This is a genomic window from Cupriavidus gilardii (assembly GCF_013314895.1).
In the GTDB taxonomy this organism is placed as follows: Bacteria; Pseudomonadota; Gammaproteobacteria; order Burkholderiales; family Burkholderiaceae; genus Cupriavidus; species Cupriavidus gilardii_C.
The window spans coordinates 279,822-305,169 of the sequence record NZ_JABTYE010000002.1; the positions used below are offsets into that span (position 1 = coordinate 279,822).

General features: G+C 65.4%; 25 protein-coding genes. 7 read left to right on the forward strand and 18 right to left on the reverse strand.

Translation table 11 applies throughout. From position 1 onward, the window contains the following. Window positions 1–31: 31 nt before the first annotated feature. The 3 genes from HTY53_RS03090 to HTY53_RS03100 all read right to left on the reverse strand — a co-directional run bounded on the left by HTY53_RS03090 (window position 32) and on the right by HTY53_RS03100 (window position 2,511). Window positions 32–1,105 (reverse strand): LacI family DNA-binding transcriptional regulator, encoded by a 1,074-nt coding sequence (locus HTY53_RS03090; RefSeq protein WP_174104983.1) that lies wholly within the window; start codon window positions 1,103–1,105, stop codon window positions 32–34. 93 nt (window positions 1,106–1,198) lie between these two features. Then, complete coding sequence (locus HTY53_RS03095) at window positions 1,199–1,975, reverse strand: SDR family NAD(P)-dependent oxidoreductase (protein WP_174104984.1); 777 nt, start codon at window positions 1,973–1,975, stop codon at window positions 1,199–1,201. Next, the gene (locus HTY53_RS03100) at window positions 1,972–2,511 is read right to left on the reverse strand and encodes a VOC family protein (protein ID WP_174104985.1); all 540 of its coding nucleotides are present in this window, start codon (window positions 2,509–2,511) and stop codon (window positions 1,972–1,974) included. The genes HTY53_RS03095 and HTY53_RS03100 overlap by 4 nt, the downstream gene beginning before the upstream one ends. Window positions 2,512–2,713: 202 nt before the next feature. On the opposite strand from HTY53_RS03100, the gene HTY53_RS03105 reads away from it, so the two are divergent. From HTY53_RS03105 to HTY53_RS03115, 3 genes are read left to right on the forward strand one after another with little or no spacing between them, the layout of a single operon-like run. Then, window positions 2,714–3,676 carry a Bug family tripartite tricarboxylate transporter substrate binding protein gene (locus HTY53_RS03105; RefSeq protein WP_174104986.1) on the forward strand — a complete coding sequence of 321 codons (963 nt, stop codon included), beginning with the start codon at window positions 2,714–2,716 and terminating at the stop codon, window positions 3,674–3,676. 59 nt (window positions 3,677–3,735) lie between these two features. Continuing rightward, window positions 3,736–4,170: an ester cyclase gene (locus HTY53_RS03110; RefSeq protein ID WP_174104987.1), complete on the forward strand. Its 435-nt coding sequence runs from the start codon at window positions 3,736–3,738 to the stop codon at window positions 4,168–4,170. Between the two features lie 44 nt (window positions 4,171–4,214). Beyond that, entirely contained in the window at window positions 4,215–4,721 is a 507-nt protein-coding gene (locus HTY53_RS03115) for a 2,4'-dihydroxyacetophenone dioxygenase family protein (protein WP_174104988.1), read from the forward strand. Window positions 4,722–4,748: 27 nt separating this feature from the next. On the opposite strand, the gene HTY53_RS03120 is transcribed toward HTY53_RS03115, so the two are convergent. Both HTY53_RS03120 and HTY53_RS03125 read right to left on the reverse strand, forming a co-directional pair. Further along, window positions 4,749–5,927 (reverse strand): MFS transporter, encoded by a 1,179-nt coding sequence (locus HTY53_RS03120; RefSeq protein WP_174104989.1) that lies wholly within the window; start codon window positions 5,925–5,927, stop codon window positions 4,749–4,751. A 239-nt stretch (window positions 5,928–6,166) separates the two neighbouring features. Beyond that, window positions 6,167–7,147, reverse strand: a complete 981-nt coding sequence (locus HTY53_RS03125) for an LLM class oxidoreductase (protein ID WP_217435484.1) — start codon at window positions 7,145–7,147, stop codon at window positions 6,167–6,169. 361 nt (window positions 7,148–7,508) lie between these two features. Between HTY53_RS03125 and HTY53_RS03130 the strand changes: the two genes are divergently transcribed. Beyond that, a complete protein-coding gene (locus HTY53_RS03130) occupies window positions 7,509–8,408 on the forward strand; it encodes a LysR substrate-binding domain-containing protein (RefSeq protein ID WP_174104990.1) in 900 nt (299 codons plus the stop codon). Window positions 8,409–8,439: 31 nt separating this feature from the next. On the opposite strand, the gene HTY53_RS03135 is transcribed toward HTY53_RS03130, so the two are convergent. The 3 genes from HTY53_RS03135 to HTY53_RS03145 all read right to left on the reverse strand — a co-directional run bounded on the left by HTY53_RS03135 (window position 8,440) and on the right by HTY53_RS03145 (window position 12,431). After that, window positions 8,440–9,633 carry a CaiB/BaiF CoA transferase family protein gene (locus tag HTY53_RS03135; RefSeq protein WP_174104991.1) on the reverse strand — a complete coding sequence of 398 codons (1,194 nt, stop codon included), beginning with the start codon at window positions 9,631–9,633 and terminating at the stop codon, window positions 8,440–8,442. A 6-nt stretch (window positions 9,634–9,639) separates the two neighbouring features. After that, window positions 9,640–10,614 (reverse strand): Bug family tripartite tricarboxylate transporter substrate binding protein, encoded by a 975-nt coding sequence (locus tag HTY53_RS03140; RefSeq protein WP_174104992.1) that lies wholly within the window; start codon window positions 10,612–10,614, stop codon window positions 9,640–9,642. Window positions 10,615–10,910: 296 nt separating this feature from the next. Continuing rightward, window positions 10,911–12,431 carry a CoA-acylating methylmalonate-semialdehyde dehydrogenase gene (locus HTY53_RS03145; RefSeq protein WP_174104993.1) on the reverse strand — a complete coding sequence of 507 codons (1,521 nt, stop codon included), beginning with the start codon at window positions 12,429–12,431 and terminating at the stop codon, window positions 10,911–10,913. Between the two features lie 144 nt (window positions 12,432–12,575). On the opposite strand from HTY53_RS03145, the gene HTY53_RS03150 reads away from it, so the two are divergent. Continuing rightward, window positions 12,576–13,511, forward strand: coding sequence for a LysR family transcriptional regulator (locus HTY53_RS03150; RefSeq protein WP_174104994.1), 936 nt, complete (start codon window positions 12,576–12,578; stop codon window positions 13,509–13,511). A gap of 78 nt (window positions 13,512–13,589) precedes the next feature. Here the strand turns inward: HTY53_RS03150 and HTY53_RS03155 are convergent, their stop codons facing one another. Both HTY53_RS03155 and HTY53_RS03160 read right to left on the reverse strand, forming a co-directional pair. Further along, on the reverse strand, window positions 13,590–14,939 hold the full coding sequence (locus HTY53_RS03155; protein WP_438820918.1) for a type II toxin-antitoxin system HipA family toxin: 1,350 nt from the start codon (window positions 14,937–14,939) through the stop codon (window positions 13,590–13,592). 1 nt (window position 14,940) lies between these two features. Then, window positions 14,941–15,204: a helix-turn-helix domain-containing protein gene (locus tag HTY53_RS03160; protein ID WP_174104996.1), complete on the reverse strand. Its 264-nt coding sequence runs from the start codon at window positions 15,202–15,204 to the stop codon at window positions 14,941–14,943. Window positions 15,205–15,445: 241 nt separating this feature from the next. Between HTY53_RS03160 and HTY53_RS24720 the strand changes: the two genes are divergently transcribed. Together HTY53_RS24720 and HTY53_RS03170 are read left to right on the forward strand one after the other, a co-directional pair. Beyond that, window positions 15,446–15,847, forward strand: coding sequence for a hypothetical protein (locus HTY53_RS24720; RefSeq protein ID WP_238512311.1), 402 nt, complete (start codon window positions 15,446–15,448; stop codon window positions 15,845–15,847). A gap of 21 nt (window positions 15,848–15,868) precedes the next feature. Next, window positions 15,869–16,219, forward strand: coding sequence for a helix-turn-helix domain-containing protein (locus HTY53_RS03170; protein ID WP_174104997.1), 351 nt, complete (start codon window positions 15,869–15,871; stop codon window positions 16,217–16,219). A 7-nt stretch (window positions 16,220–16,226) separates the two neighbouring features. On the opposite strand, the gene HTY53_RS03175 is transcribed toward HTY53_RS03170, so the two are convergent. From HTY53_RS03175 to HTY53_RS03210, 8 genes are all read right to left on the reverse strand, one after another. Beyond that, complete coding sequence (locus tag HTY53_RS03175; protein ID WP_174104998.1) at window positions 16,227–17,597, reverse strand: sigma 54-interacting transcriptional regulator; 1,371 nt, start codon at window positions 17,595–17,597, stop codon at window positions 16,227–16,229. 58 nt (window positions 17,598–17,655) lie between these two features. Further along, window positions 17,656–19,350, reverse strand: a complete 1,695-nt coding sequence (locus tag HTY53_RS03180) for a TadG family pilus assembly protein (RefSeq protein ID WP_368040890.1) — start codon at window positions 19,348–19,350, stop codon at window positions 17,656–17,658. After that, window positions 19,350–19,742, reverse strand: a complete 393-nt coding sequence (locus HTY53_RS03185) for a DUF3613 domain-containing protein (RefSeq protein WP_254599768.1) — start codon at window positions 19,740–19,742, stop codon at window positions 19,350–19,352. The genes HTY53_RS03180 and HTY53_RS03185 overlap by 1 nt, the downstream gene beginning before the upstream one ends. 44 nt (window positions 19,743–19,786) lie before the next feature. Further along, window positions 19,787–20,533, reverse strand: coding sequence for a tetratricopeptide repeat protein (locus tag HTY53_RS03190; RefSeq protein WP_174104999.1), 747 nt, complete (start codon window positions 20,531–20,533; stop codon window positions 19,787–19,789). Between the two features lie 183 nt (window positions 20,534–20,716). Next, window positions 20,717–21,826, reverse strand: a complete 1,110-nt coding sequence (locus tag HTY53_RS03195; RefSeq protein ID WP_174105000.1) for a type II secretion system F family protein — start codon at window positions 21,824–21,826, stop codon at window positions 20,717–20,719. 10 nt (window positions 21,827–21,836) lie between these two features. Continuing rightward, entirely contained in the window at window positions 21,837–22,763 is a 927-nt protein-coding gene (locus HTY53_RS03200) for a type II secretion system F family protein (protein ID WP_174105001.1), read from the reverse strand. After that, window positions 22,756–24,081, reverse strand: coding sequence for a CpaF family protein (locus HTY53_RS03205; protein ID WP_174105002.1), 1,326 nt, complete (start codon window positions 24,079–24,081; stop codon window positions 22,756–22,758). Before HTY53_RS03205 ends, HTY53_RS03200 begins: the two co-directional genes overlap by 8 nt. A gap of 1 nt (window position 24,082) precedes the next feature. Then, window positions 24,083–25,348 carry an AAA family ATPase gene (locus HTY53_RS03210; protein ID WP_174105003.1) on the reverse strand — a complete coding sequence of 422 codons (1,266 nt, stop codon included), beginning with the start codon at window positions 25,346–25,348 and terminating at the stop codon, window positions 24,083–24,085.

Genomic DNA, 25,348 nt, shown 5'->3' on the forward strand with positions numbered 1-25,348 from the left:
GCGGAGAATTGACAATCAAATAGCCGAAAATCTATCTCTTTCTCAACGCAGGCGGCGCACACGATTCCCGCAACACAACCCGCGTACCCAGCCGAATCTCCCGCCCTGCTGCCGCCTTCGCATCGTCCGGGCCTGTACCGCCCCCAATACTCCGCAACAACATCTCCGCCGCCGCCGTCCCCACCGCCTCCAGATCCCAATCGATGGCAGTTATTGCCGGCGTATAAAGCTGCGCCAGATCACTATCCCCCACGCAGATCAGGCTGACATCTTCCGGCATGCGGTGCCCAGTCTGCTTCATTGCTTGCAGAACACCAGAGAGAATCCGCGTGCCAAGGCAGATGAATGCCGTCGGGCGGTCCTTGGCGGACAGCAGCGCCAAAGCATCGCTGAATGACAGATCCATCGCCGAGCGTCTGGAGCGCACGAGGGCGCTATCCACGGTGAGACCGCGCTCCTCCATCGCTTTGCGATAGCCGTTGATGCGCTCGCGGCCCGGGCGCAAAGCACCGTCGGATGTCATCAGCGCGATGCGCGTGTGCCCAAGGTCGAGCAGGTACCGGGTCGCTTCGTACGAGCCGCGGGCGTGTTCGACATGAACGCCGACACCGTGCGCGCCGAAGTCGCGGTCCATGGCGACGACGGCGAGGTCGCGGGAGATCTGGGCGAGGTAATCGGGGCGTTCGGTCTCGCAGGGGCCGAGGATCAGTCCGTCGACGCGGCGGCGGCGGAACAGGTCGACCATCAGTTCTTCCTGCGCCTTGTTGTTATGCGTGTTGCCGACCACCATCGCATAACCTTCGCGCTGTAGCCGCGTTTCGACCGCGGTGATGATGCGGGCGTACAGCGGATTGGCCAGATCGGACACCAGCAACCCCACGACGCCGGAGGTACCCGTGCGCATGCTTTGCGCAATGGGATCGGGCGCATAGGCCAGCGCCTTCGCGGCGCGCTCGACGGCCTGCAGGGCGGCCTCGCTCACCGGACCGCTGCGGTTCAGTGCGCGCGATGCCGTGCCCACCGAAACGCCGGCGGCGCGCGCCACGTCGCGGATCGTGACGCGGGCTGGCGTATCGGAGCTGGGGGTGCGCGTTCGGCTGGTCATCGATGGTCCGGCTTGGGGTCTGAGCTGGCGGTAATCGTAGCGGGCCCTGGGCCGCTATTATCGTCGATCCGATGGCCCTGCCCTGCCCGCCCATCAGTACATCGCGCGGCCGCCGCTGATATCGAATACCGCCCCTGTGCTGAAGCTGCAGCGGGCGGAACACAGCCATGCGGCCATTTCCGCTACTTCCTCGACGCGCACGAACCGCTTCATCGGCACCCGTTCGAGCAGGCGGGCCTGCAATTGTGCCCGCTGGCTTTCGTCGTGCTGGCCAAAGATATCGGTATCGGCCGCGCTGGGCGTGATGCAGTTGACCAGTACGCCAGTCTCCGCGAGTTCCTTGCCCAGGCTCTTCGTCATCGATATCAATGCGGCCTTCGATGCCGCATAGGCACCGGCGAACGGATTGCCCTCCTTGCCGGCGACCGAAGCCACGTTGACCACGCGGCCCCAGCCATTCGTGACCATCGCTGGCACGACCGCCTGCACGCATTGCAATGCGCCGAACACATTCACGTCGAAGACAAGCTTCCATTCGTCGACGGACGCCTCTACCGTCGGCCCTCTGCGTCCGAGGATGGCGGCATTGTTCACCAGCGCTGTTGGAGTGCCCAGAGCTTCGACCGTCTGTGCAAATGCCCGCTCGACCTGCTGGCGATCGGTAATGTCGACTGACACCGGCAATACTCGTGCACCATCGCCCCGCAATGTGCGAGCGGCCTCATCTAACAGAACTCGGTCGCGATCCCACAGGGCGACCGCGTATCCGTCCGCCGCAAGCCGATTGCCGATTGCGAGACCGATGCCGCGCGCGGCGCCGGTTACCACCGCAACCTGGCGGCCCGCCATCGTGCCCTCGGCCGCCCTCATTGTGGCGCTCCAATGCGCCGAATTGGATCCGTACCATCCCAGCCTTTCGCGGCCTCGGCAATTGCCGCAAAGTATTCGCCCTTGCCGCCGGACATTTCCGAAATCTCGACGATGTTGCCCGGCAAGTCCGCATGGACGTAATAGGCAAATCGGCCGCGCATGCCCATGCGCCCGCCGTGCCCCTCGACATAGCGGCTTGCACGCAGCCGCTCGGCGAATTCGTCGAAGCGGTCGTCGGTCCAGTACGCGATATGCTGCATGCCTTCGCCGAAGTGCTTCAGCGAATCGAGATAGAGCGACGGCGCGTTATTGCGCTGCTGGATCAGCTCGATTTGCACTCCGCCGGAATTGGCAAGCGCGATAGCCAGATCCGGCAAAGCCGAGGGCTCACCGTAGTAGCGAAATTCGGTCGTCCCGACTTCCTTCTTGTAGAACCACGGCCCGACACCGAGCACCTCGCTCCAGTGCCGCATCGCCTTCTCGATATCCCGCACGACGTAGCCGATCTGGCATAGGCCTCCGAACAGCAAGCTCATCTTGGCTCCATGTCATCGAATGTTGGAAACGTTTCCATAAAGACACAGTAGCCGATGTGCTGACTCGGCGCAGCATAGCGTTAACCATGATTGCTGGTCCCACCACCCTCGACGACACTGCAATGGAAACGTTTCCACAAAGAAGGAAACGCCAACCCGAACCCCGCATCGCAGAACGGGCGAACACCCTTGGAGACAAGACATGAAGAAGCTCTTCACAGCCGCGTTGCTGGCCGTGGCGGCCATCACCGCGCAGGCGGCCGACCCCGCCACCTATCCCGAGCGCCCGATCCGCATGCTGCTGCCCTTCTCCGCCGGCGGTGGCGGCGATACGCTGGGCCGCTTCCTGGCCGAGCGCTTTGCCGCGCAGCTGAAGCAACCGGTGGTGGTCGAGAACAAGCCCGGCGCGGCCGGCACGATCGGCACTCAGGCGGTGGCGACGGCAACGCCGGACGGCTACACGATCATGATCGGCGGCATGTCGACGCATCCGCTGGCGGCCGCGACCTACGCGAAGCTGCCCTATGATCCGGTCCGCGACTTTCAGAGCCTCGGGACCATCGGCAATTCATCGATTGTCATGGTCGCGTCGAATTCGTACCCGGCAAACAATCTGAAAGAGCTGATGGCGTTGGCACGGAAACAGCAGGCGCCCATTCAATACGCTAGCTGGGGCTCCGGCTCGACCGGACATTTCTGCGGCGAGATCCTCAGCCAGAAGGCCGGCATCCCGCTGCAGCACGTGCCCTACAAGGGCACCTCGCAGATCATCACGGATCTGCTCGGCAACCATATCTCCGTGGCCTTCGTCGACATGGTGACCGCGACGCCGTTCGTCAAGGAAGGCAAGGTCAAGGCACTGGCCGTCTGCACCAAGCGCTCGCCAAGCCTGCCGAACGTGGCCAGCTATCAGGAGCAAGGCGTCGACTTCGACCGCGAATTGACATGGGCGATGTATGTGCCAGCCAAGACTCCGAAGCCGATCGTCGACAAGCTGTCGGCCGTGCTCGAGAAGACGCTGAAGGAACCCGAGGTCGTCAGCAAGCTGCTGTCGCTGGGCATTACGGCCAAATACGTTTCCGGCACCGAGCAGCAAGCGATCAATGCGCGCGATATCCCGATGTGGAAATCGATCGCCCAGCAGGCGCACATGTCGCTCGACTGACGCATTGCCGCACCCACACGGTAGCCCCCTCCTCCATTACGTCACCCCACGAATTTTCTATGTCTTCCACCCTGAATGAAGCCCGCATCCAGACCGTACGCGACCATATGGCGCTGGAGTGCGTCCACGATTGGGACGCCGTGATCGATACCTTCGCGCATCCGCGCTACGAAATGCACGGCAGTGGAGCCGTATTCGATGGCGAGGCCGAGGTGCGGGGGTATTTCGATTCGTCGCGGGTGCCCTTTCCCGATCTGAAGAACGAGATCATCGCCATTGCGGCCGACGGCGATACCGTGCTGGTCGAATTCTGGCTGCAGGGCACGCATCTCGGCCCGTTGAAAGCCAATGGCAAGACCTACGAACCGACCGGCCGCACCTTCCGCATCCGGATCGCCGCCACGTTCGAATTTGCGCCCGGCTCGGACAAGATCGTCTGCGAGCGCCCGTACTCGGCGCCGGATGCCAAGTTGCGCGCGCTTGGTCTTCTGTGAACGGTATCAGCGGAACCATCCCCACATCAGAGGAGATTCAGATCATGGCCTTGCCCAAGGTCGTCACGCATCAAGACCGCCTGATGACGGTGAATATCCACGACGCGGTGGAATTCGCGGGTTCCGAGCCGGGCTCGACGATCATTCCGCTGTTTCTGGACCGCGAGAACGGCGTCTGGGTGCTGTACGGCAAATTCGAACCGGGCACCACGCTGCCCCCGCACTTCCACACGGGCACCGTTCACTTCTTTACGACGAAAGGCGAATGGAATTACGTCGAGTACCCGGACGATCGGCAGACCGCCGGCAGCTATCTGTATGAGCCTGGCGGCTCGGTCCATACCTTTTCCGTGCCGGCCGACGCCAAGGAGGCAGCGGAAGGATTCATGGTGGTCTACGGCGCCAACGTAATCTTCAAGGACGGCGAATATCAAGGCGTGCGCGACGCCGGGGCGATCGAGGACGGCATCCTCAATGCCGCAAAGGCGATGGGCCTTCCGACGCCGCGCTATATCCGGCCTGGCAAGGGCGCTGTGTTCTCGCGCGATTGATTGGTAACGGCAACGCGCGAAGCAGGTCTATCCCTTCGCGCACTCCGCCTGAAAGCCCGGGCCAGGCACCCGCGACCGCCGCAACGCATAGGGCAGCACCGCCAGCACGCCGACCACCGCCAGCACCGTGCCGACCCACAGCGGCGATCGCAGCCCCCAGCCCTGGCTGATGCCCACGCCGCCGAGCCACGACCCCGACATCAGGCCGATATTGATGACGGCGGTATGCATCGTATTGACCAGCGGCCCGGGCGGCGCGGCCCGCATCACGCGCACCACCATCGCCGGATTCAGCGATACGCCGGTCAGCCCAACCAGCAACATCGCAATGACCGCAACCAGCGGCTGATCGGCGTAGACGGCAAACAGTGCCAACGCCCCCGCCAGCACCGTCAATCCCCACAACAGAATGCGCATCGTATGCCGGTCAGCAAAGCGGCCGATCACCGCGTTGCCGATCACGGTCGCCAGGCCATACAGGCCCAGCAGCGCAGGGATCGAAGACGGCGAGAAGCCCGACACCTTGGTCAGTACCAGGGCGAAATAGCTGAAGCCAGCAAACGTCGCGCCGATGATCAGCGCGCTGGTCGTATAGGCGGCCCACAGCTCGCGATTTGCCAGCGAGGCCAGTTCGCTGCGCATGCCATTGGTGCTGGTGGTCAAGGTCGCGGGAATCTTCCAACGCACCGCCAGCACACAAAGGCCGGTCAGCACCACCAGCAGCCAGAAGCTCGCTCGCCAGCCCAGGTGCAGGTCGACCAGCGTAGCCAGCGGCAAGCCTGCGACCGTGGCGATCATCAGGCCGCCGATCACGATCGCCGCAGCGCGCCCGCGCACCTCCGGCGCCACCATCTCCGCGCACATCGACAGCACGATGCCGAAGCACGCGGATGCGGCGATGCCGGTCACCGCACGGCCGATCGCCATCACCAGATAATCATCCGCCATCGCGCAACCGATCTGCCCGACCATATACGTGGCCAGCAATCCGAGCAACGCCGGACGCAGCGGAACGCGCGCCAGCGCCACAGTCAGCACCGGCCCACCGAGCACCATGCCTGCGGCGTAGATCGACACCAGATAGCCGATGCGTTCGACCGGCACGCCGAAGGCGGCGGCTAACGAGGGCATCATGCCGGCCACCATGAATTCCGAGGTGGTCAGGCAAAAGACGGTCAGTCCGAGGATATAGACGGCGAACGGCATTGCCGCTGCCGCTCGAGTCGAGGAAGGTGTGGTGGACACGCTTGTCATTAGTCTTATATCGGTTAGTTTTATATCGATCGGTACGAAATTAAGATGTAAAAAACCTGCGCGATGCAATTCAGCGATTCGGCAGGTTCAAGCTTGCCCCAACGGGCCACGGTGCGGATTTTGCCAGCATCGGCGCCGGCGGGCATTAACCCTGTCAAAGACGTTGTTATGGATGCCGGCGCCCAGACCTGCTACCAATCGGCGTTCGCTGGCTCCGGGCCTTCATGCGAAGGGAACAACGGCAGCACCTCTTCGGCCAGCTCCTGGATGATCTCCGCGGCGGGACGCGACGAAAATTGGATACCCAGCGCGGCATGGTTGACGCCAGCCGCTTTCCACTCTTGAAGCAGATCGATCAGGCCCTTGCGGCCGGTCTTCAGGATGAACCCGCCGTTCATCGGTGTGCGCGGATAGTCCGGGTCGTCCACCAGCTCGATCCATTCGTTGGTCATATGGGGCCGGAAGCCACCATCGGGGATCAGCGCCCGCCACGCGCGGATTTTTTCGGCCAGACGTTGCGGACCGGCGCTGGTGTATGCCGGCCCGGGATACGTCAGCCATCCATCCGCGTATCGACCGACCCATTCCAGGGACTGACGCGAACTGCCGGTGACGATCAGCGGAATCGCGCCCGACACGGGCTTGGGCAACAGTTCGACGTTCCGCATCTGTCCCAGCGATGAGCGTATGTCGAGCCGTCCTCCGTGCATCAGCTGCCGGAAGTAGGCAACCGTCTCGGCAAAACGCTCGCCACGTCCACCATGATCGATGCCGTAGGCCGGAAACTCGACCGGCCGGTCTCCGGACGCGATGCCAAGCACCAGCCGCCCACCGGAAAGCTGGTCGATTGTCGTGGCGGCCTTTGCCAGGTCGATCGGGTGGCGCAAGGTAAAGATCGCGCTTCCCGTCGCCAGTGCAACGCGCCGGGTGCCAGCCGCCAAGAAGGCAAGGTAGGTAAAGGGATCGAATACCTGTCCCGCATCGCCGAAGTTCGGGTCAAACAGCGGTACATCGCGGACCCACACGGCGGCGAAGCCGAGACGATCGATCTTTGTCACCAGATCGGCCTGGCCGGAAAGGACGCTCATGTCGCCTTGATAGAACCGCAAGGGCAGGAAGATCCCAACCGTCAGCGCATTGGGGCTGAACATGCGACGGTAGCCCGCATGCATGGCGAATGCCGGCGCGGAGGCGCCTGGCATGTCGATAGCGGGGAGATTCTCGTCGGTGAAAGGATTCGTTGTCATCGGCTGTTTCCTCATTGGCAAAACAGAGAAAACTCTATGGCGAAACAGCTGCACCAAGAAACGATTTAATCTGCCTCGTGCATGTAGCTCATCTAAATTCTTGAATCGACCCCTACCGGAACCGATGCTGCGAAGCGATGTCATCTTGACCAAGGTTCGGCGTTTCGCTTGCCTTCCCTTATAAAGTAGCTAGACTAAACACACAAACGCCTATATCGATTACGCAGGCAATTCGCTTGGGCATAATCGATTTCCCCCAAACTCCCACAATAGAAAACCTGAATCCATGGGCTCGGTACTCCCGTTGCTGGCATTGCGTGCCTTCGTCGAAACCGGTCGGCACGGCAGCCTCAAGCGGGCGGCGGACGCGATGGGGGTGACGCCCGGCGCCGTCAGCCAGCAATTGAAGCTGTTGCAGGAACGTACCGGTGTCACCCTGTTCAGCCGCACGCGCTACGGCGTCGAACTGACGCCTGCGGGGGCACAGGTGCATCCGGCCCTGTTGCGGGCGTTCGACCAGATCGAAGCGAGCCTGGCGACGCTGGACGCCATCAATGCGCGCCAGACCTTGACCGTCAGCGCTGTGCCGACCTTCGCCGCCTCGTGGCTGGTGCCGAGGCTGGGCACGTTTACCGATCGGCATCCGGATATCGAAGTGCGCGTCGAGGCGTCGTCCGCCTTGGCCGACTTGCGCCGGGACCGCGTCGACATCGCCATTCGGCATGGCCTGGGCAATTACGCCGGACTCGACGCGCACTATCTGATGGCACCAGTATTGATTCCGGTCGCATGTCCAAAACTGCTGGCCGAGGGGCCGCCAATCCGCGATGCCATCGATTGCCTCGACTACCCGTTGCTGCAGGATTCGGACAGGTCCGACTGGCGTCTTTGGCTGAAAGCGCTGGGCGTGGAAAGCGATCCGCGCATCGAGCGGGGGCCCGCCTTCGATGACGATTTCCTGCTGATCCGCGCGGCCGAGGCCGGCCAGGGCATCGCGCTGGTTCGCGATATCTATGCGCGAGAGGAAATTGCCAGCGGTCGGCTGGCAATTGCGCTGGATCGGCCGTGGCCGACAGAATTTGCGTACTACGCCGTCACCATGCCCAAGGCGGAGGAAAAGCCGGCCATTGCCAGCTTTTTGCGTTGGCTGTTGGACGAAGCCAAACGCCAAACGAGCGCCGCGTGACATTCATCGCGAGGCGCTCGCTTGAAGCGACCTACGCCATCGTTTCCCGCTGCAGGTCCAGTTCGGCAAGGATCTCGGCCGTGTGCTGGCCGAGATCGGGAAGCGCAGCATCGCGCGGCCTTCCGTCGTCGATCGTCATGGGCAAGGCCGGCATGCGCAGCGTCCGGTTGCCGGGCGACGGCACGCTGATCACTCGTTCCGGTGTTGTGGCCTGCGCGTACTGGATGGCATCGTGCAGGTCGCGCACCGCGCCGCAGACCACGCCAGCGGCATTGAGCATTCGGCAAGCTTCCTCGGTGGTCAGCGCCGACAACGCGCCGGCAAGCATCCCGCGCAAGGCGGGTCGATTCGCCACGCGCGAGGCGTTGTCGTGAAAGCGTGGGTCTTGCGCGAGTTCCGGCAGTCTCATGCATTCGCACAAGCGGGCAAAGTGTTCCGGCAGATAGGCCGAGATCACGATTCTGCCGTCGGCAGTCGGTAGCACATCCGCCGCCGGCGCCATCGTCGGCTGGCCGTTGCCGCAGCGTGACGGCACCGTGTCCAGCAGTTGGTATTCGGCCCATTGCTGGCTGAGCGCATCGGCTGCCACGTCGATCAGGGACACCTTGACATGGGCGCCTTGCCCGGTGATGCCACGGCGCACCAGCGCAGCCAGCACCCCCGTCGCCAGCGTACGTCCGGCCAGCACGTCGACGACGGTGAACCCCACGCGTGTCGGATCGGCGTGGGCATCGCCGTTCATGCTCATCATTCCGCTTTCGGCCTGCGCGGCGATATCGAGGCCCGGACGCTCCGCCGCCGGCCCACTGTCGCCAAAGCCGTTGACGGAGCCGTAGACAAGCCGGGGGAGGACACCCCGAAGCTGCTCGGCGCCAAGCCCGTACTTCTCCATCACACCTGGACGCGAGTTCTGCAGCACCACATCGGCGCGGCCCACCAGATCCATCGCCACGCCACGATCCTCCGCTCGACGCAGATCGAGGACGATCGAACGCTTGCCGCGGTTATAGGCGGAAAACATGGGGCCGCAGGCGTCCGTCTGCCAGCCCGAGCGACGGCTTGCATCGCCGCCCGGAGGCTCGACCTTGATCACGTCCGCGCCCAGATCGGCCAGGATCTGGCCCGCCGACGGCGCTGCGATGAACTGGCCGAAATCGACGACGCACAGTCCGGCCAACACGACCCCTTCCAGGTCGCTCCTATCGAATGAAGCCTTGGATTGCATGACGCTTTACTCCGGCTTGACGCCGGCGTCCTGTGCAATGCGTTGCCATGCCACCGTATCGTCGGCGACCACTTTTCGGAACTGCGCCGGCGTCAGGGCTGGAGCGACAGGGAGGTTCAGCGCGGTCAGGCGGTCGCGAAACGCCGGCGTCGCGATGGCGCGCACCACTTCCTTGTTCAACCGATCCACCAGCGTTGCGGATGTGCCCGCCGGCGCGAACATGCCATACCAGCTGGTGGTCGGAAACGGATAGCCTTGCTCTCCCATGGTCGGCACATTCGGAAACTGCGGCAACCGACTGGAGCCGCTGACGGCGATCGGCACCAGCCGGCCGGCCTTGACGAGGCCGATCTGGGAACTGACGTCGACCCAGCCGACGGGCAACAGACCGCTCTGGACGTCCGTCGCCACGGCGGCGGTGCCCTTGTACGGCGCGTGGACCATGTCGAGATTCGCCTTCTTCAGAAAGCTCTCCATGGTCAGGTGCCCACCCGACCCCATGCCCCACGATCCGTAGCTGAGTTGGCCCGGACGCTGCCTGGCATAGGCCACGAGCTCCTTCAGGTTGTGGACCGGCACCTTGGGCGAGGCCACCATCAGGTTGCCGAAGCTGCCGATCTGCGCAATCGGTTCGAAACGCTTGAGCGGATCCGGCGCGCGCGTGTAAAGCGCAGGGTTGACGACCATCGCGCCGGCATAGGTAAGCAGCAGTGTGTAGCCGTCCGGGCTCGCGGCGGACACGGCTTCGCTGGCAATCAGGCCATTCGCGCCGGGCTTGTTCTCGACCACGAACGGCTTGCCGAACACCGCTCCGAGTTGCTCGGCAAGAAGGCGCGCGAGCGTATCCGTACCGCCCCCGGCCGCACTGGCGACGACCAGCTTGACCGGGCGGTTCGGCCAGCCTTCGTTGTCCTGAGCAAACGCCATCGATGAAGCCGTCAGTGCCAGCATGGCGGCCAGCCATTGCCTGCGGATGTTCATGGTTTGTCTCCCTTATCTGCCGATATTTGCGGTGTTTTCTGCTGGCGTGATCGGCTTGCTCGAATGCCGGTGTTCCCGCGTTCGGGTCATTCCGGCGCCGGCGTCGATCCAGCGCGGCCAACTTGCACGTGCAAACTAACGCGCGGGGCTTCATATATGCCACGTATGTTTCGCTATCTTGAACAAGGGAAGCGTCCCGGCGTTGAAGCATTCGGCGCCAAAAAAAAAAGCGCCGGCGGGTATTCACCCCGCCGGCGCCGCCGGATGTCGCCGGATGTCGCCGTTTCCGGCGCGCCTTACTTCGACGTCGGCATCGCGAATTCTGCCCCCTTGCCGATGCTCTGCGGCCAGCGCTGCATCACGGACTTCTGCTTGGTATAGAAGCGCACGCCCTCTTCGCCGTAGGCATGGGTATCGCCGAACAGGCTGCGCTTCCAGCCACCGAAGCCATGCCAGGCCATCGGCACCGGAATCGGCACGTTGATGCCGACCATGCCGACTTCGATGCGGCGGGCGAATTCGCGCGCAATGCCGCCATCGCTGGTGTAGCACGCGACGCCGTTGCCGAATTCGTGTGCGTTGATCAGTTCGACCGCTTCGGCGAAGTCCTTGACGCGGACGCAGGCCAGCACCGGGCCAAAGATCTCCTCGCGGTAGATGCGCATCTCCGGCTTGACGTTGTCGAACAGCGTAGCGCCTGTGAAGAAGCCTTGTTCATGCCCCTCCACGCGATGGCCACGGCCATCGAGCACCAGGGTCGCGCCCTCTTCCACGCCCAGGCCGATATAGCCCTCGATGCGTTCCAGTGCCTGCCGCGTGACCACCGGGCCCATCTCGGCCTCGGGGTTCATGCCGTTGCCGATCTTCAGTGCGCGCGCGCGTTCGGCCAGCTTCGGAATCAGGCGGTCGGCGGTATCGCCGACCAGCACCGCGACTGACACCGCCATGCAGCGCTCGCCGGCCGAGCCGTAGGCCGCGCCGATCAGCGCGTCGATCGCCATCTCGGGATCGGCATCGGGCATCACCACCAGATGGTTCTTGGCGCCGCCCAGGGCCTGCACGCGCTTGCCGAATTCGGCGGCCCGCTGGCTGATCGCCTGCGCGATCGGCGTGGAGCCGACGAAGCTGACGGCCTTCACTTGCGGATGGGCGATCAGCGCATCGACCACGGTCTTGTCGCCCTGCACGACGTTGAACACGCCGGCCGGCAGCCCCGCTTCAGCCAGCAGATCGGCCATGAACAGGCTGGCGCTGGGGTCGCGTTCGCTGGGCTTCAGCACGAAGGTATTGCCCGCGGCGATCGCCACCGGGAACATCCAGCACGGCACCATGCAGGGAAAGTTGAACGGCGTGATGCCGGTCACCACGCCCAGCGGCTGGCGCATCGTCCAGTTGTCGATACCGGTGCTGACCTGATCGGTGTAGTCGCCCTTCAGCAGCTGCGGAATGCCGCAGGCGAACTCGATCACGTCGATGCCGCGCATCACTTCGCCCTGCGCGTCGGAGAAGACCTTGCCGTGCTCGGCCGTGATGATCGCGGCCAGCGTGTCGCGATGCTGATTCATCAGCTGCAGGAAGCGCTGCATCACGCGGGCGCGGCGGATCGGCGGCGTGTCGGCCCATGCGGGGAACGCAGCGGCGGCCGCGGCCACGGCGGCATCGACATCGGCGACGTCACCGAGCACGACCTGGCGCGCGGCCTCTCCGGTGGCCGGATTGAACACGTCCTGCCGGCGCTGGCTGCTGCCGCCGGTTCGCTGGCCGCCGATGTAGTGGCCGACGTCGGCGCGATCGGTAAAGGCATGCGCTTGGGTCATCTCAGGCTCCTTGCAGTTCTGGTGTCGGTGGGATGTTTGGAATCGGCGAGAACCGATGGAATGGGGCCAGTGTAGGCGTCGCTCCGGCCACCATTCAATAGCGCCGCGCTTGACTCACTGTTCAATGAACTAAACAATCCGCCGATGGACAAGCAAAAGATCGAATCGCTGTGGGTGCATTTGCACTCCCTCGTGGTGCTCGGCGACGTCGGCAGTTATACGGCGGCGGCCACGCAGCTCGGCATCAGCAAGGGCGCGATGAGCCAGCGCATCGCCGAACTGGAACGGGCGGCCGGCATCCCGCTGGTTCAGCGCACCACACGAAGCGTGCGGCTGACCGAGGCGGGGCAGCGGCTGGTCGACGCGACCCGGATACCGTTCGAGTCAATCGAGCGCAGCTTCGGCGACGTCAAGGACATGGGGGGCGAGCCGCGCGGGCTGGTGCGGATGACGGCACCGGTGGCGCTGGGCCGCCAGCAGATCGTGCCCCGGCTGCCGGCGTTTCTGGCGATGTATCCCCAAATCCGCGTCGAGCTGGAGCTGTCGGACAGCTTCGCCTCGCTGGCGCGCGAGGGCTTCGACCTGGCGGTACGCCACGCCTCGCGGGCACCGGATACCCATATCGCCTGGACGCTGTGCCGCACCGGCACCGTCCTGGTGGCGACGCGCGCCTATCTGCGGCGTCACGGCACGCCGGCATCGCCCTCGGACCTGACCGCGCACAACTGCCTGCATTACTTCCGCCGGGGCGAACAGCCAAGCTGGAGCTTCGAGCCGGTGAAAGGCGGTGCGGCCCGGCAAAGCGTGGGCATCCGGGGGAATTTCGCGGCGGATAACAGCGAGGCGCTGCGCGATGCCGCGCTGGGCGGTCTGGGCATCGCGCTGGTGCCGGACTTCACCGCGCAGGCCGATCTGCAGGCGGGCAAGCTGGTGCAGGTATTGCCGGCCTGGCGGCCGTCCGGGGCTTTTGGCGATGCGATCTATGCGATCCGGCCCTACAGCCCGCTGCTGCCACGGGCGGTACGGCTGCTGGTCGACTATCTGCGCGAGGCGCTGAAGGACGGGTTCGGGACGCCGTAAGGCCCGGTGCCGGCGGATATCGGCATGGGAGCGATCGGCATGGGATGGGTCCGGGCGACGAGGTCCTGTGGCCCAGGACTACCCGAGAAGCGTTTCCGCCTCGGACAACACCCCGTCGAGCACACAGTTCGCCAGTTGTTCAGGGAAGTTCGCCGGCAGCTGTTCCCGCACCGTCTGGACGACCCGTGGCGCGCGTTGGGCCAGGTCGTCGACCACGTACTGCGCCGAACGTCCGTCAGGGGTGATGACGCCATGCCGCTCGCCGACGGCGACCCAATGGCGGCGCTGGATTTCCCGCATCTTGTAATGCGCGTTCCGCGACCGAACCGCCATGGCCATCCTGACGCTGAACGGCGAGAGCTTGCCCGGCGTCTCGCCGATGATCGGGTAGGCCGACAGCACATCGTAGAGCGGCGTCAGCTGATACCGCCCTTCCGGACGCAGGAACAGGCTGAAGTTCTTCGCATGCCCATCGGTGGCCCGCAGCATCCAGAAGAGGACCTGCGCCTGGAAGAAGGTCCGGCGGTCATCGTCGCGCGTCGTGGAGCCGGCCAGCGTATCCATGATGCTGTCGATGCCCGGTCCGCCGTCGGCTTCGTACTTCGCGGTCGGCGGCACACCCTTCGCCTGACACATGTCCTCTTGCGGCAGCCGGATCAGGCGACTGTCGCCAGCCTCGCTTTGCCACCACATGCGGTCGAACCTTTGCACGCTGAGCGCCTTCACGTCCTCGAATTGCACGGGCTCACAGTGCGCTACCGGCAGACCGAATTCCCGCAGGATCAGCGAGCACAGCCACTCGTTCTCCACCGATTCGGTCATGTTCAGCTTCAGCCCGCCGACCAGGCCAAGCGGCAGCTTCAGGATGTGCGTGGTGGGCGTTTGGCCGTGTGGCAGGCACCAGGCGCCGTTGTAGAACAACAGCGCGGTCTTTTCCTGGGCGCCGGCGATGGAGATGCGGAACTCCTCTTCCTCGTCGACGAAGCTGGGCGGCGCGGACGCCAGCGTGCCGCGCAGCACTTGTGCGATCTGGGTCTCGGTCAGGGGCTCCGCCTCGATCGGCTGCACACCGGCGGGCACCGTACCGTCGGGCAGCAGTTGCAATGCGCCGACGCAATCGCGGCCGATTTCGGCGAGCAAATCGAAAGCATCGGTGGAGCCGGTGCGATACCGCCGCGCGATGCGTTCGCGGATTTCCCGGGTATCGGGCAGAAGATTGTCGAAGTAGGCCCGCACCTTGTCGCCGCGGTGGGGCGCGTTGCCGGGGGTGAAGGGCAGCGATAGGGACAAGGGCCGCCCCACCTCGGAGGCCACCCATTCGGGCGCGTACTGCAGCACATCGCCGGCCCGGGGGTTGAACTGCCAGGTGCCGACGAACGCGCCGTTCATCCACAGACTCAAGGTCCGGGTGTGAGATCGCCGTCCCATGTCACCAAACCCGCGGGGTGGACGAGGTAGCGCTACCCGGCTGCGGTGGGGTCTTGTGAAGCACGAGTTCGACGCCGAGGACGCTGAGCAGGCGCATCAGCTTGTCCACGCTGACGCGCGTCGGGTTGCGCTCCAGCGCGGACAAGGTCTGTTGGCTGACACCCATGCGCAAGGCGGCCTCCGCTTGCGTCAAACCCGCCTCCTTTCGAAAGGCCTGCAGCAGCTGCGGCAGTTGGTCGGAGGTCCGGACAGTGAAGTGGCTCATACGATCCTGGGGGCTTTCAATTTACAAAGAATTCGTTGTATCACCATCTTACTTGGAATTCATTGTATTTCAAGAATACTCGTCATTCAAAGTAAAAACAGCATACAAGACAACTCACGTAAAGCCTCGCCGGCTCGCCCGGAGGAACGTTCAGAACGTTCACACCATTTTTTCTTGCATCCCGGCCAATACTGTATATCCTTACAGTACCTGTACAAACATACAGCCATCGGGAGTGCCCATGGAAGACCTGATCCGGATTCAGAACGAATACGACCGTCTCGTCCTTCGTTGGCTGCGCCAACAGGTCGGTGACGACGCGGTGCGGCTGGCTGCCACGCGCCTGAACGGCAAATCCAAGCCCTATCTGTCCGAAGTCTGCCGTGCGCTGGATATCCGTCCGCCAGCACGCAGTGCTTTCCGTACGGAAGTGGCGCGGGCCAACCGGGCCGTCGGCGAGCGCTATTTGGCGCGGATTCGCCAGATTCTCTCTGGTTCGTCGTCAGCGGCAGAGGGCCAGCGCGGCTCCACCACGGCCTCCCGTCCGCGGCATGCGCCAGCGCAACCGGCCCTGCCCTTCGGCCAGGGATTTGCATTTGGCGGCGGCCTATCCGTGCGCGAACCGACAGCGGGCGCGCGATGAACGTCATACGAGTTACCGAAGATGCAGCAAGGCCCAGATTCCGACATCCTGCTGAACCTGAATAAATTCGACCTGCGGTCACATTTCGGTGGGGCGCTGCGGGCCGCGCGCGTGGCAAAGGGCTTGTCGCAGGAGGCGTTCGACACGGTATCGAGCCGCACCTATGTCAGCAGCCTCGAGCGTGGGCAGAAGAGTCCGACGCTGGACAAGGTGGCGCAACTCGCCAGCGTACTCGGGTTGCATCCGCTGACGCTGCACGCGTACACCTTTCTGCGCGATCCCACGCCGGAGGAGCGGATGGTGCTGCTGCGGACGATCCGCGCGGAGCTGCGGCAATTGCTGGAGCACGAGGCAGCGAGGCGTAACCGCTGAGGTCGGCTCAGGCCGGTTCCGCCTCGTTGTCGGCAATCTGGAACTTGCGCATCTTCTCCCACAGCACCTTGCGGCTGATGCCGAGGCTCGCCGCGGTGTCCTGACGGCGCCAGCCGTTGGCATCGAGTGCGGCGATGATGCGGCGGCGTTCTTCAACCTCGGTGCGCCAGTCGACGCCGCGGTCGTTGCCCTCGAACGCCCCGGGACGCAGCGCGCGGAACAGCGGGCGGATGCGATCCTGGTCCCACAGCCCATCGTGCTGGACCACGATCGCGACGCGCTCGGCCAGATTGCGCAGCTCGCGCACGTTGCCGGCGAAATAGGCGGTACCCACCGCGCCCTTGAGCCAGTCCGGCATCGGCGGCAGCGCCTCGTAGCCGGACCGTCCGAGAATCTGCCGCAGGAACGCCTCTAGCAGCCCGACCTTGTCCGCGGCGCCGCGCTCTTCCAGGCTTGGAATCCGCAGTTCGATCACCGCCAGGCGGAAATATAGATCGGCGCGGAACTTGCCCTGCCCCACCAACTCGCGCAGATCCTTGTTGGTCGCCGCGACCAGGCGGAAGTTGAGCTTGATCGGCAATGTCGAGCCCAGCCGCGTAACGACGCTCTCCTCCAGCACGCGCAGCAGCTTGACCTGCTGGAACAACGGCAGATCGGCAATTTCGTCGAGGAACAGCGTGCCGCCGTTGGCCTGTTCGAAATAGCCGCGATGCGCGTACATCGCGCCCGTGAACGCGCCCTTGGCGTGGCCGAAGAACTGCGATTCGAACAGCCCGTCGGGGATCGCACCGCAGTTGACGGCTACGAACGGTCCCTTGCCGTAGATGCTGTGGCGCTCGTGGAACAGCCGCGCGATGCGCTCCTTGCCGGCGCCGGTTTCTCCATACAGCATCACGTTGCTGTCGAAGTCCGCATAGGTATCGACGTGCGACATCAGCTGCTGCATCGCGGGCGAGCCCGCCACCAGCTCGGCGATCTCGGGTTGCACCTCGCTGGCCGCCAGCAGTTGCGGCAGCAGCTTGCCGAGCTGGGCACGCAGATCGGCGCCGGTGAAATCGTCGGACAGGATATGCGCGTATTCCGGAGGAAACCGCCCTGGATCGTTTTCGCGCGTGGGTGCGGCCACCCAGATCACGGGCATGCCATGCACCGCCTCCCAATCGAGTGCGGTGAATTTGGCGGCGCCGATCACCGATACGCTGATGATCGCCACCGACAGCTTCAGACGCGGCTCGGTCGGCAAGCCCTCGAGCCCGCCGGCGCGGATGACTTCCGCGCCAAGCGGCGCGAGAAAGCGGGCTACCCGGTCGGCAAATTCGTATTTGCCTTCCCATACGTAGACTTCGAGATTTTCGTAGGCCCAGCGGTCTGTTTTCATGGCGATGCTGGAATGGCCGCACGGCGGCTGGTCGTATTCATGTCGCGGTTCTCGCGGGTCAATAGACGAGTCTGGTGTTGTCGCAATCGACGTCGTGAACCCAGAGGTCGGCGTTGCTTAATTGGATGCCGAGGGCGGCGAGCAGGCCGTCGAGGGTCGGGCCGAGCACGCTGAATATCACGGAGCTCAGGGCGCTGACGATGCCGCCGAGCTTCAGGTCCAGGTTGAGGGTAGTGAGGATCAGATTCACTCTGACCTTTACATCGAGATTGCGGGCGAGGCCTTCGACCAGCGCTGCCAGCTGCCCTGGGGATGTGGTCGAGGTTTGCTCACCAGGAGCTAGCGTCGATGTCATGCTCGTCCCGGAAATGGTCTGCTGTTTTGGACTCGCGATTACTTTCAATATCAGCGCGTTCACCAACACGACATCGGATTCGGCGCACTGAGCCAAATCCTCACTGGCCAAACAGACCTTCGCTGCGGTGGTAACGGTATTGAGCGTGGCCCGCCGATCCGCTCGCGCCGCTGAACAACGCAAGCCGGTCAGCGCCGTTCGCGCTGTCGCGAGCTCCACGCGAAGCGGCAAGTTCAGCAGTTCGGATTCACCCTCGGCCTCCGCCCCCAATTGAAGCTTGATGCCAAGATCCACCTGCGACGTGCGTGCCGTGGTCTCCCATCCCATTGGATCGGTCGTGGATCGACGCACCGGCCCTACCGCCATACGCGGGGGCTCGACGATGCGCAGTGCCAGTTGCGAGCCCGGCAGTAGTGGCACCGCTCCGGCCAGATCGACCGCTGCGCCCCTGTTCGCCACCTGCGCCGCCAGCATCAACAACTCCGCCACATTCAGCCCAACGTCCACCGCCGACGACATTGCTGGCGCGAGCACGCCGAGGTCGAGTACGCGTCCGACATTGAGCCCCGCCGCCAGCGCCCTGGCATCGATGATCGCCGGCATCCCGCCCAGCATCGCGTTGAGCAGCAACTCCTTGTTCGCCGCGCCAAGCACCAGTGCGTAGAACTGCGACAGCGACAAGCCCGCGTTCAGCAATTCGTCGACCGTGCCGACACCGGCCTTCAATCGCAACTGGTCGAGCGTGACGGTGGTATTGACCAGCCCCTGCCAATCCGATGCCGACAGGCTGATGGTATTGCCCAGCAGCAGCGCCAACGCACTTCTGGACGATTCGAAATTCAGCAATCCGCTGCCGACCGAGAACGCCGCCACCGGCGGACTGGCGTTGCCGATCGCCTCGGCGCGCAACCGCCGTCCGTCGCCACCGGGCAATCCGAACAAGATGGGCACCGTTTGCGAGACGACCACGCGCGCGGCATTCGGCGACAAGCGCGTGGGATCGTAGCTGGCGCGGAAATGACGGCCATCGGAGGCCGCCGCCGTATCGTTCGGATCCCAAATGCCAGCGCATACCGTCATGCCGTCTTCACCGCCGGCGCTCGCGCCGCAGTCTTCGCGCGTCGGACCGGTAAAACCGTTCTGTGTGGCGGAAGCCTGCGCGGCCACGATGGCCCGCTCGATCATTGCCGCATTGGTATCAGCGCGACGCAGCTGCTGGGCAGCGGCCAGTGCCGCCATGTCCGCGACGGATTGCAGCTGCCGCTGCCGATAGAAGACATGCCCGACGTCGATGGACACCAGCGCGGCCATGCCGATGGTGGCGAGCAGCACCACCATCAGGATGCTGACCGCACCGCGCGATTGTGCGCGCGTCCTGGTACGCCGGACCGTCATCATTACCGCGAGGGGGTCAATCCGACCAGGCCGATGCCACCGCCCCCACTCGATTGGCCGACGAAACGCTCGGGAATCGGATGCTCGAAGCTCTTCAGATAGCGCATATGCGCCAGCGCGGCCTGTTCGCCCGGCGTGTGGAGCGTGGCGCCGGCCTGGCTGCCCTCGCGCTGGATCGCAAGCAGGCTGCGCGTGTCGCTGCCGATCGCCCTGTTCGAGGGCCGGCGGACCTGCGCAGTTTTGCTCGCCTCCGTGCCTGCCTCCGTGCCTGCCTTTGTGCTTGCCTCCGTACCGGCCGGCGCGCTGGTCTGCGCTCCGGCCGCGGGCATCCAGCAGGCGGCACACAAGGCGATCGCGGCGCTGCCGGCCACGCGTGACGGTCTGATTAGACGCATTGCCCTTCTCCTGTTGCGGTCGATCGCGAATCGGCCCGCGTTTGTCATGGCGCGCTCGCCGGATTCTGTGCCGCGGTTTCGCCCGGCTGAGCCGCCGCGGTCAAGGCAACGCGCTGCGGCTTCGGCCGTGTACCGCCAGGACGGGAAGCCGCGCGTTCCTGCCGCGCCGCCTCGCGCGCGATGCGGTCGGCCTCCTGCGCGATCGCCTTGCGCGTCGCCGCCGACATCGAGGCTCGTTCCATCAACGCCGTCGCCTGGTCGCGCTGGCGGTTCGCCAGCATCCACACCGCGGCATTGCTGACGATGCGGGGATTGGCGCCATCGAGCTGCAGTGCCTGCATCACCGGCACGCGCGCCTGCTGCAAATGCCCCGCCCGCATCAGCGCATAGCCCAGGTCGCTTGCCACCAACGCATTGGTCGGATCGCGCGACAACGACGCTTCGAGCTGGGTCACCGCTTCGCCGAAGTCGCCGCTGCGGCCGGCCAGCAGGCCGAGGCCGTGGTACGCGCGCGCGGCGTAGCGGGTGCCCAGCAGGTTGCGGTAGGCGACGGCGGCGGCTTCGTCCTGTTCGGTTTCGCGCAGCGCATCGGCACGCAGCATCGCCACGTCCGCGCTGTCGCCGAAGCGTTGCTGATAGGCATCCAGATGCGCAAGCGAGGCGTAGTACAGCCCCTGCTGCTGCATCCGCTCGATCAGGCCGCGGTACACAGCGCGATCGTCGTACTGCTCCTGCGCCTGCTTGTCCTGCAGCTTCGACAGCGCGATCTGGGCGTCGGCCTGCTTGCTCATCAGCGAGGCGGGGTCGTTGGCGGCGCATCCGGCGGCGAGCCAGCCGGCGCTGGCGACGGTTACTGCGGCCAGCGTCGGGCGCCAGCGCGTTGCAGCCAGCCTTGCCTGCCGGGCACTCCCCTCTCCCGCTCGCGGGAGAGGCGAGAAACCCTGCGGCCGAGCGGATTCGTTGGATAAAGCCCTTCATTGCACATCTCCAGCAAACTTCGCCAGCATCCGAATCACGCCGAGAAACCCCGGCCCCGCGGTCACGATCAGCAGTACCGGCAGCAGGCTGACCACCATCACGCCGGTCATCTTGACGGTCAGGCGGCCGACCTTCTCCTTCAATCGCATCTTGCGCGCCTCCTGCAGCCGCAAGCCGAACAGCTTCAGCGGCTCCTGCACGGCGCCGCCGAAGCGGTCGACCTGGTTCAGCAGCATGATCAGATTGCGCAGGTCCTCGCTCTCGAACAGCTTGCCAATGCGCTGCAGCGTCTGCTCGCGCGAGCGGCCCGAGGCGAATTGATCGTTGGCGCGCTTCAGCTCGGGGCCCAGCACGGGCAGCATGGTGCCGAACTCGGTGACGATCAGTTGCAGGCTCTGGTCGATCGACATGCCGACCCCTTGCAGCAGCCGGAGCATGTCGACCAGCACCGGCAGTTCGTCGTCGAGCTGGCGCATGCGGCTGTCGGCGCGTCGCCGCAGCACCGACTTGAACGCGAGAAAGGACAGCGCGAAGCCGCCGAACGCAGTAAACACGGCGCCCTGCAGCGATTCCGGCAGCCGCCACAGCATCAGCACCGCCGCGATCAGCAGCGGCACACAAAGTCGCAGCCCGCCAAACATGGCGCGGGCCTTCGGGCCATACCAGCCGCACTGTTCCAGCAGGCGGATCTCTTCGGGGCCGACGATGGCCTTGCCGAGCGGACTGGCGAGCCAGCGTTCGTCGAAGCGGCCGCCGAGCTGGGCACCGACGCGAGCCCGTGCGCCGCCCGTTCCGGCGACACCAGCTGCCGGCGCTGCCGTCGCATTGACCGCGCCGGTTGCGGCGCCGGACGCGTTCGCCGCCGCCGGCATGGCACCCTGACGTCCGACAGCAGGCATCGCGCCGGCCGGGGCGCCCGCGCCGGGCTCGCCCGGGACCGTCTTCGCACCATGCCCTGCCGTCGCTCCTTGCCGCGCCAGCGCCGCGTCCAATGTGCGGGCCGTGCGCCAGCGCAGCCACCACTGCTGCAGCAACGGCAAGGCCAGCGCCGCCACACCGAGCGCGGCGATCAACAGGCTGAGGGCGATCAAGCTGTCACGGTTCATGGCATCGCCCCTATACCGAACGCGCCAGCCGATACAGCAGCAGCGCCCCGGCGATCTCCAGCCCGAACGCCGCCAGCAGCATCAAGCGGCCCGACGGATCGTTCCACATCATCAGCAGATAGCTGGCGTTGAAAACGAACATCAACCCCGCCACGACTACCGGCAGCAAACCCAGAATCCACGCCGACATCCGTGTTTCCGCCGACAGCGCCGACAGTTCGCGCTGCGCCTGCTCGCGATCGCGCATATAGGCGGCGGTGCGCTCCATCACGATGTCGGCACGGCCGCCGTAACGCGTGGCGAGCCGGAGCACCGAAGCGAGCAGGATCAACTCATCGAAGCGATAGCTGCGTGCGACCTGCATCACCGCCTGGTCCAGTTCCTTGCCGGCGCGCTGCAGATGCACCGCCTGCACCAGGCACTGGCGCAGCGGCAGTTCGGTATTGCCGATCGCATGCTGGAACGCCGCCGGGACCGCGCTGCCGATCGTCATCAGCCGCACCACGCCGTCGAGAAATCCCGGCAATTGTTCGCACATGCGCCGATGAAAGCGCGTGGTGCGACGCCACAGCAGGCAGGCGCCGATCGCCAGGCAGACCACGGCCATTGCGGCGGCCGCGACGGCGCCGCCGCCGATCAGCGCCGCTGCGCACAGCAGCAGCGGTGGCGCCCCCCACAGCAGATAGGTGCGGCGCGTCGGCTCGAGGTCGGCACGGCGCAGCAGATCGGCCCAGCGCCGCTTCAGATCGCGTGGGCCGGTGACGGGCGGCATCTCGGACGCAGAGGCATAACGCGAACGTACCTGTTCGGTCTGCGCCTGCACGAAGGCCCGCGCCGCCTCGCGCTCGGCGCGCGTTGCGGCCTGCGCCAGCAGCAGCAGACCGGCGCCGAGCAGCAGCAAGGCGATCGCGGCGATGGCCAGGCCGGCGCTAGACATCGAAGCGGCCCAGCGGATCGTCCATGCCGAAACCGGCCTGGCGCAGGCGCGCCAGCTTCGGCGAATGCGGCAGGATGCCGAGCGACTGCCAGCGGTCGACCTCGACGCCGTCCGGCCCGATATACGGATCGTGGCGATACAGTTCCTGCGTGGTGACGATGTTGTCGCCCATGCCGGTCACTTCGGTGATCGACAGAATGCGGCGCTTGCCGTTCGACAGCCGGCCGATCTGCACGATGAAGTCGATCGCATTGGCGATCTGCCGGCGCAGGCTGGCCTCGCTGCCCTGAAAGCCCGCAAAACCTGCCAGCATTTCCAGCCGGTACAGGCATTCGCGCGGGCTGCTCGCGTGGATGGTGCCCATCGAGCCGTCGTGGCCCGTGCTCATCGCCTGCAGCATCTCCAGCACCTCGCCGCCACGCACTTCGCCGACGATGATCCGGTCCGGCCGCATCCGCAGGCTGTTGCGCAGCAGATCGCGGATCGACACCACGCCGGTGCCCTCGAATCCGCCGGGCCGGCTTTCCAGACGGACCACGTGCGGGTGGTTCAGCGCCAGTTCGGCGGTGTCCTCGATGGTGATCACGCGCTCACTGTCCGGCACGAAGATCGCAAGCGCATTGAGCAGCGAGGTCTTGCCCGAGCTGGTGCCGCCGCTGACCAGGATATTGCAGCGCGCCTTGACCGCAGCCTCCAGCAGATCGGCGATCTCCTGGTTCATGGTGCCGAGGCCCAGCAGCGCCTCCGGCGTCAGCGGGTCCTTGCGGAACTTGCGGATCGACACCACCGGGCCCTGCAGCGCCAGCGGCGGAATCACGACGTTGATGCGGCCGCCGTCGGGCAGCCGCGCATCGACCATCGGATTCGATTCGTCGAGCCGCCGGCCGATCGGCGCCAGGATCCGGCGCACGATGCGCAGCAGATGTCCGGCGTCGGCAAAACGCACCGGGATGCGTTCGAGCATGCCGTGGCGCGACACGTAGACGTCGAGGTGGCCATTGACCAGGATGTCCTCGACTGCGGGATCGTTCAGCAGATCCTCGATCGGGCCGAAGCCGGCCAGCTCCTTGGTCAGCGCCTCGGCGATCTGATGCAGCTCGGCCTCGTTGATCGGGATCCGGCGCAGGCGCGTGAAGCTCTCCAGTTCGAGATCGACGAAGCGCTGGATGGCCGTGCGCGACCAGCGGCCGAACTCGGCACCGAGTTCCTCGATGCGCGTCAGCAGGTGCTCGTGGGCGGCTTCCTTGATCGTGTGGAATTCCTGCGAGGTCGGAAACGGCGCGGCGGCGTTGTCGGAGAATTCGATCGGTTGCGTCATCTCAATGGTCTGCCTTGTTCTTGTCCGCTGCGTGACCCGCGCGCAGCCGCTGCATGACCTGCGCGATCGGTTCGAGCCATCCGGCACCGGCCGAGCGTGCTTCGCAGCGATAGCCCAGGCGCTCCAGCAGCGGCGCCAGCGCACGGACATAGGGGACCGCAGGCTGGCGGTCGGCCAGCACCACGCCGCTGTTCATCGCGGCGAGCAGCGTCTCCCGGCAATCGGGCAGCGTGCCGGCCAGCGGCAGGTCGAGCCGCTGCGCGATCTGCTCCGCTTCGAGACCGAGCCGCGCCTGATAGCGCGATACCACCAGCCGCATCGACTCGCGCCCCGCTTCGCGACGGCCAAGTTCTTCCAGCAGCTCGGCCGCCGATACGATCGCTGCGACGCTCTGCTCGGCCACCACCAGCACCTCGTCGGCGACCTTGACCAGCTGCGCCATGAAGTCGAGATTGCTGAATCCGCCCAGGTCGATCACCTGCAGATCGAAGTGGCTGCGCAGCGTACCGAGCAGCGACAGCGCCTCCGAGAACGAGATGTCGCGCAGCTCGGCCAATGTCTGGGGCAAGGGCAGCACCGCGACGCCGCCGGCATGCCGGGTCAGCGCGGTCTGCACGAACACCTGATCGAACCGACGCAGATTGCGCACCGCCTCGACGAAGTGGAAGCCCGGCGCGACATTGGTGTACAGCGCGCCGTCGCGCGCCGGCAGGCCGAGGTCGAGCAGCAGCACCTCGCCGTTCTGCCGGCGCCGCGCGGCCACCGCGAGATTGGTGGCCAGCGTGGTCGCGCCGACGCCAGGCCGCGCTCCCAGCACCGCCAGCACCTTGCCCCGCCGCGCCGGCTGCACGAGCTCGCGCGTGGCCAACAGCCGCTGCACCGTGGCGATCGCATTGGCGGCGGGCGAGCGCATGTCGACGAAGTCCTTCACGCCCGCGCGCAGCGCCGCCAGCATCAGCTCCGGCTCCTGCGCTTCGCCCAGCGCGACCAGCGGCAGGTTCGGGAACAGCCGGGCCAGCTGCTGGCCGAGGCGGGTCGACGCCTGGGCATGCTCCGCGCTGAAATGCAGGAACACGATGCCCGGATTGGCGGTGCCGATCCGCTCGACGATGCCGTCACGCGACGAATCGATGCCGTCGACCGCATGCACCTGGCCGAGCGGCGCCAGCGCGCGTTCGAGCCAGCGCCGGGGCGCCTCGCCCGTGGTGTTCAACAGGAAGGTCGCATTGCTGGCCACGGGGGCCGCATCGATGGGGGGCAACGTCAT

Bases quoted from the DNA above. Each gene is read 5' to 3' on its own strand.
- HTY53_RS03090 (WP_174104983.1), bottom strand. From the start codon at position 1,105: ATGACCAGCCGAACGCGCACCCCCAGCTCCGATACGCCAGCCCGCGTC.
- HTY53_RS03095 (WP_174104984.1), bottom strand. From the start codon at position 1,975: ATGAGGGCGGCCGAGGGCACGATGGCGGGCCGCCAGGTTGCGGTGGTA.
- HTY53_RS03100 (WP_174104985.1), bottom strand. From the start codon at position 2,511: ATGAGCTTGCTGTTCGGAGGCCTATGCCAGATCGGCTACGTCGTGCGG.
- HTY53_RS03105 (WP_174104986.1), top strand. From the start codon at position 2,714: ATGAAGAAGCTCTTCACAGCCGCGTTGCTGGCCGTGGCGGCCATCACC.
- HTY53_RS03110 (WP_174104987.1), top strand. From the start codon at position 3,736: ATGTCTTCCACCCTGAATGAAGCCCGCATCCAGACCGTACGCGACCAT.
- HTY53_RS03115 (WP_174104988.1), top strand. From the start codon at position 4,215: ATGGCCTTGCCCAAGGTCGTCACGCATCAAGACCGCCTGATGACGGTG.
- HTY53_RS03120 (WP_174104989.1), bottom strand. From the start codon at position 5,927: ATGCCGTTCGCCGTCTATATCCTCGGACTGACCGTCTTTTGCCTGACC.
- HTY53_RS03125 (WP_217435484.1), bottom strand. From the start codon at position 7,147: ATGCATGCGGGCTACCGTCGCATGTTCAGCCCCAATGCGCTGACGGTT.
- HTY53_RS03130 (WP_174104990.1), top strand. From the start codon at position 7,509: ATGGGCTCGGTACTCCCGTTGCTGGCATTGCGTGCCTTCGTCGAAACC.
- HTY53_RS03135 (WP_174104991.1), bottom strand. From the start codon at position 9,633: ATGCAATCCAAGGCTTCATTCGATAGGAGCGACCTGGAAGGGGTCGTG.
- HTY53_RS03140 (WP_174104992.1), bottom strand. From the start codon at position 10,614: ATGAACATCCGCAGGCAATGGCTGGCCGCCATGCTGGCACTGACGGCT.
- HTY53_RS03145 (WP_174104993.1), bottom strand. From the start codon at position 12,431: ATGACCCAAGCGCATGCCTTTACCGATCGCGCCGACGTCGGCCACTAC.
- HTY53_RS03150 (WP_174104994.1), top strand. From the start codon at position 12,576: ATGGACAAGCAAAAGATCGAATCGCTGTGGGTGCATTTGCACTCCCTC.
- HTY53_RS03155 (WP_438820918.1), bottom strand. From the start codon at position 14,939: ATGGGACGGCGATCTCACACCCGGACCTTGAGTCTGTGGATGAACGGC.
- HTY53_RS03160 (WP_174104996.1), bottom strand. From the start codon at position 15,204: ATGAGCCACTTCACTGTCCGGACCTCCGACCAACTGCCGCAGCTGCTG.
- HTY53_RS24720 (WP_238512311.1), top strand. From the start codon at position 15,446: ATGGAAGACCTGATCCGGATTCAGAACGAATACGACCGTCTCGTCCTT.
- HTY53_RS03170 (WP_174104997.1), top strand. From the start codon at position 15,869: ATGCAGCAAGGCCCAGATTCCGACATCCTGCTGAACCTGAATAAATTC.
- HTY53_RS03175 (WP_174104998.1), bottom strand. From the start codon at position 17,597: ATGAAAACAGACCGCTGGGCCTACGAAAATCTCGAAGTCTACGTATGG.
- HTY53_RS03180 (WP_368040890.1), bottom strand. From the start codon at position 19,350: ATGATGACGGTCCGGCGTACCAGGACGCGCGCACAATCGCGCGGTGCG.
- HTY53_RS03185 (WP_254599768.1), bottom strand. From the start codon at position 19,742: ATGCGTCTAATCAGACCGTCACGCGTGGCCGGCAGCGCCGCGATCGCC.
- HTY53_RS03190 (WP_174104999.1), bottom strand. From the start codon at position 20,533: ATGAGCAAGCAGGCCGACGCCCAGATCGCGCTGTCGAAGCTGCAGGAC.
- HTY53_RS03195 (WP_174105000.1), bottom strand. From the start codon at position 21,826: ATGAACCGTGACAGCTTGATCGCCCTCAGCCTGTTGATCGCCGCGCTC.
- HTY53_RS03200 (WP_174105001.1), bottom strand. From the start codon at position 22,763: ATGTCTAGCGCCGGCCTGGCCATCGCCGCGATCGCCTTGCTGCTGCTC.
- HTY53_RS03205 (WP_174105002.1), bottom strand. From the start codon at position 24,081: ATGACGCAACCGATCGAATTCTCCGACAACGCCGCCGCGCCGTTTCCG.
- HTY53_RS03210 (WP_174105003.1), bottom strand. From the start codon at position 25,348: ATGACGTTGCCCCCCATCGATGCGGCCCCCGTGGCCAGCAATGCGACC.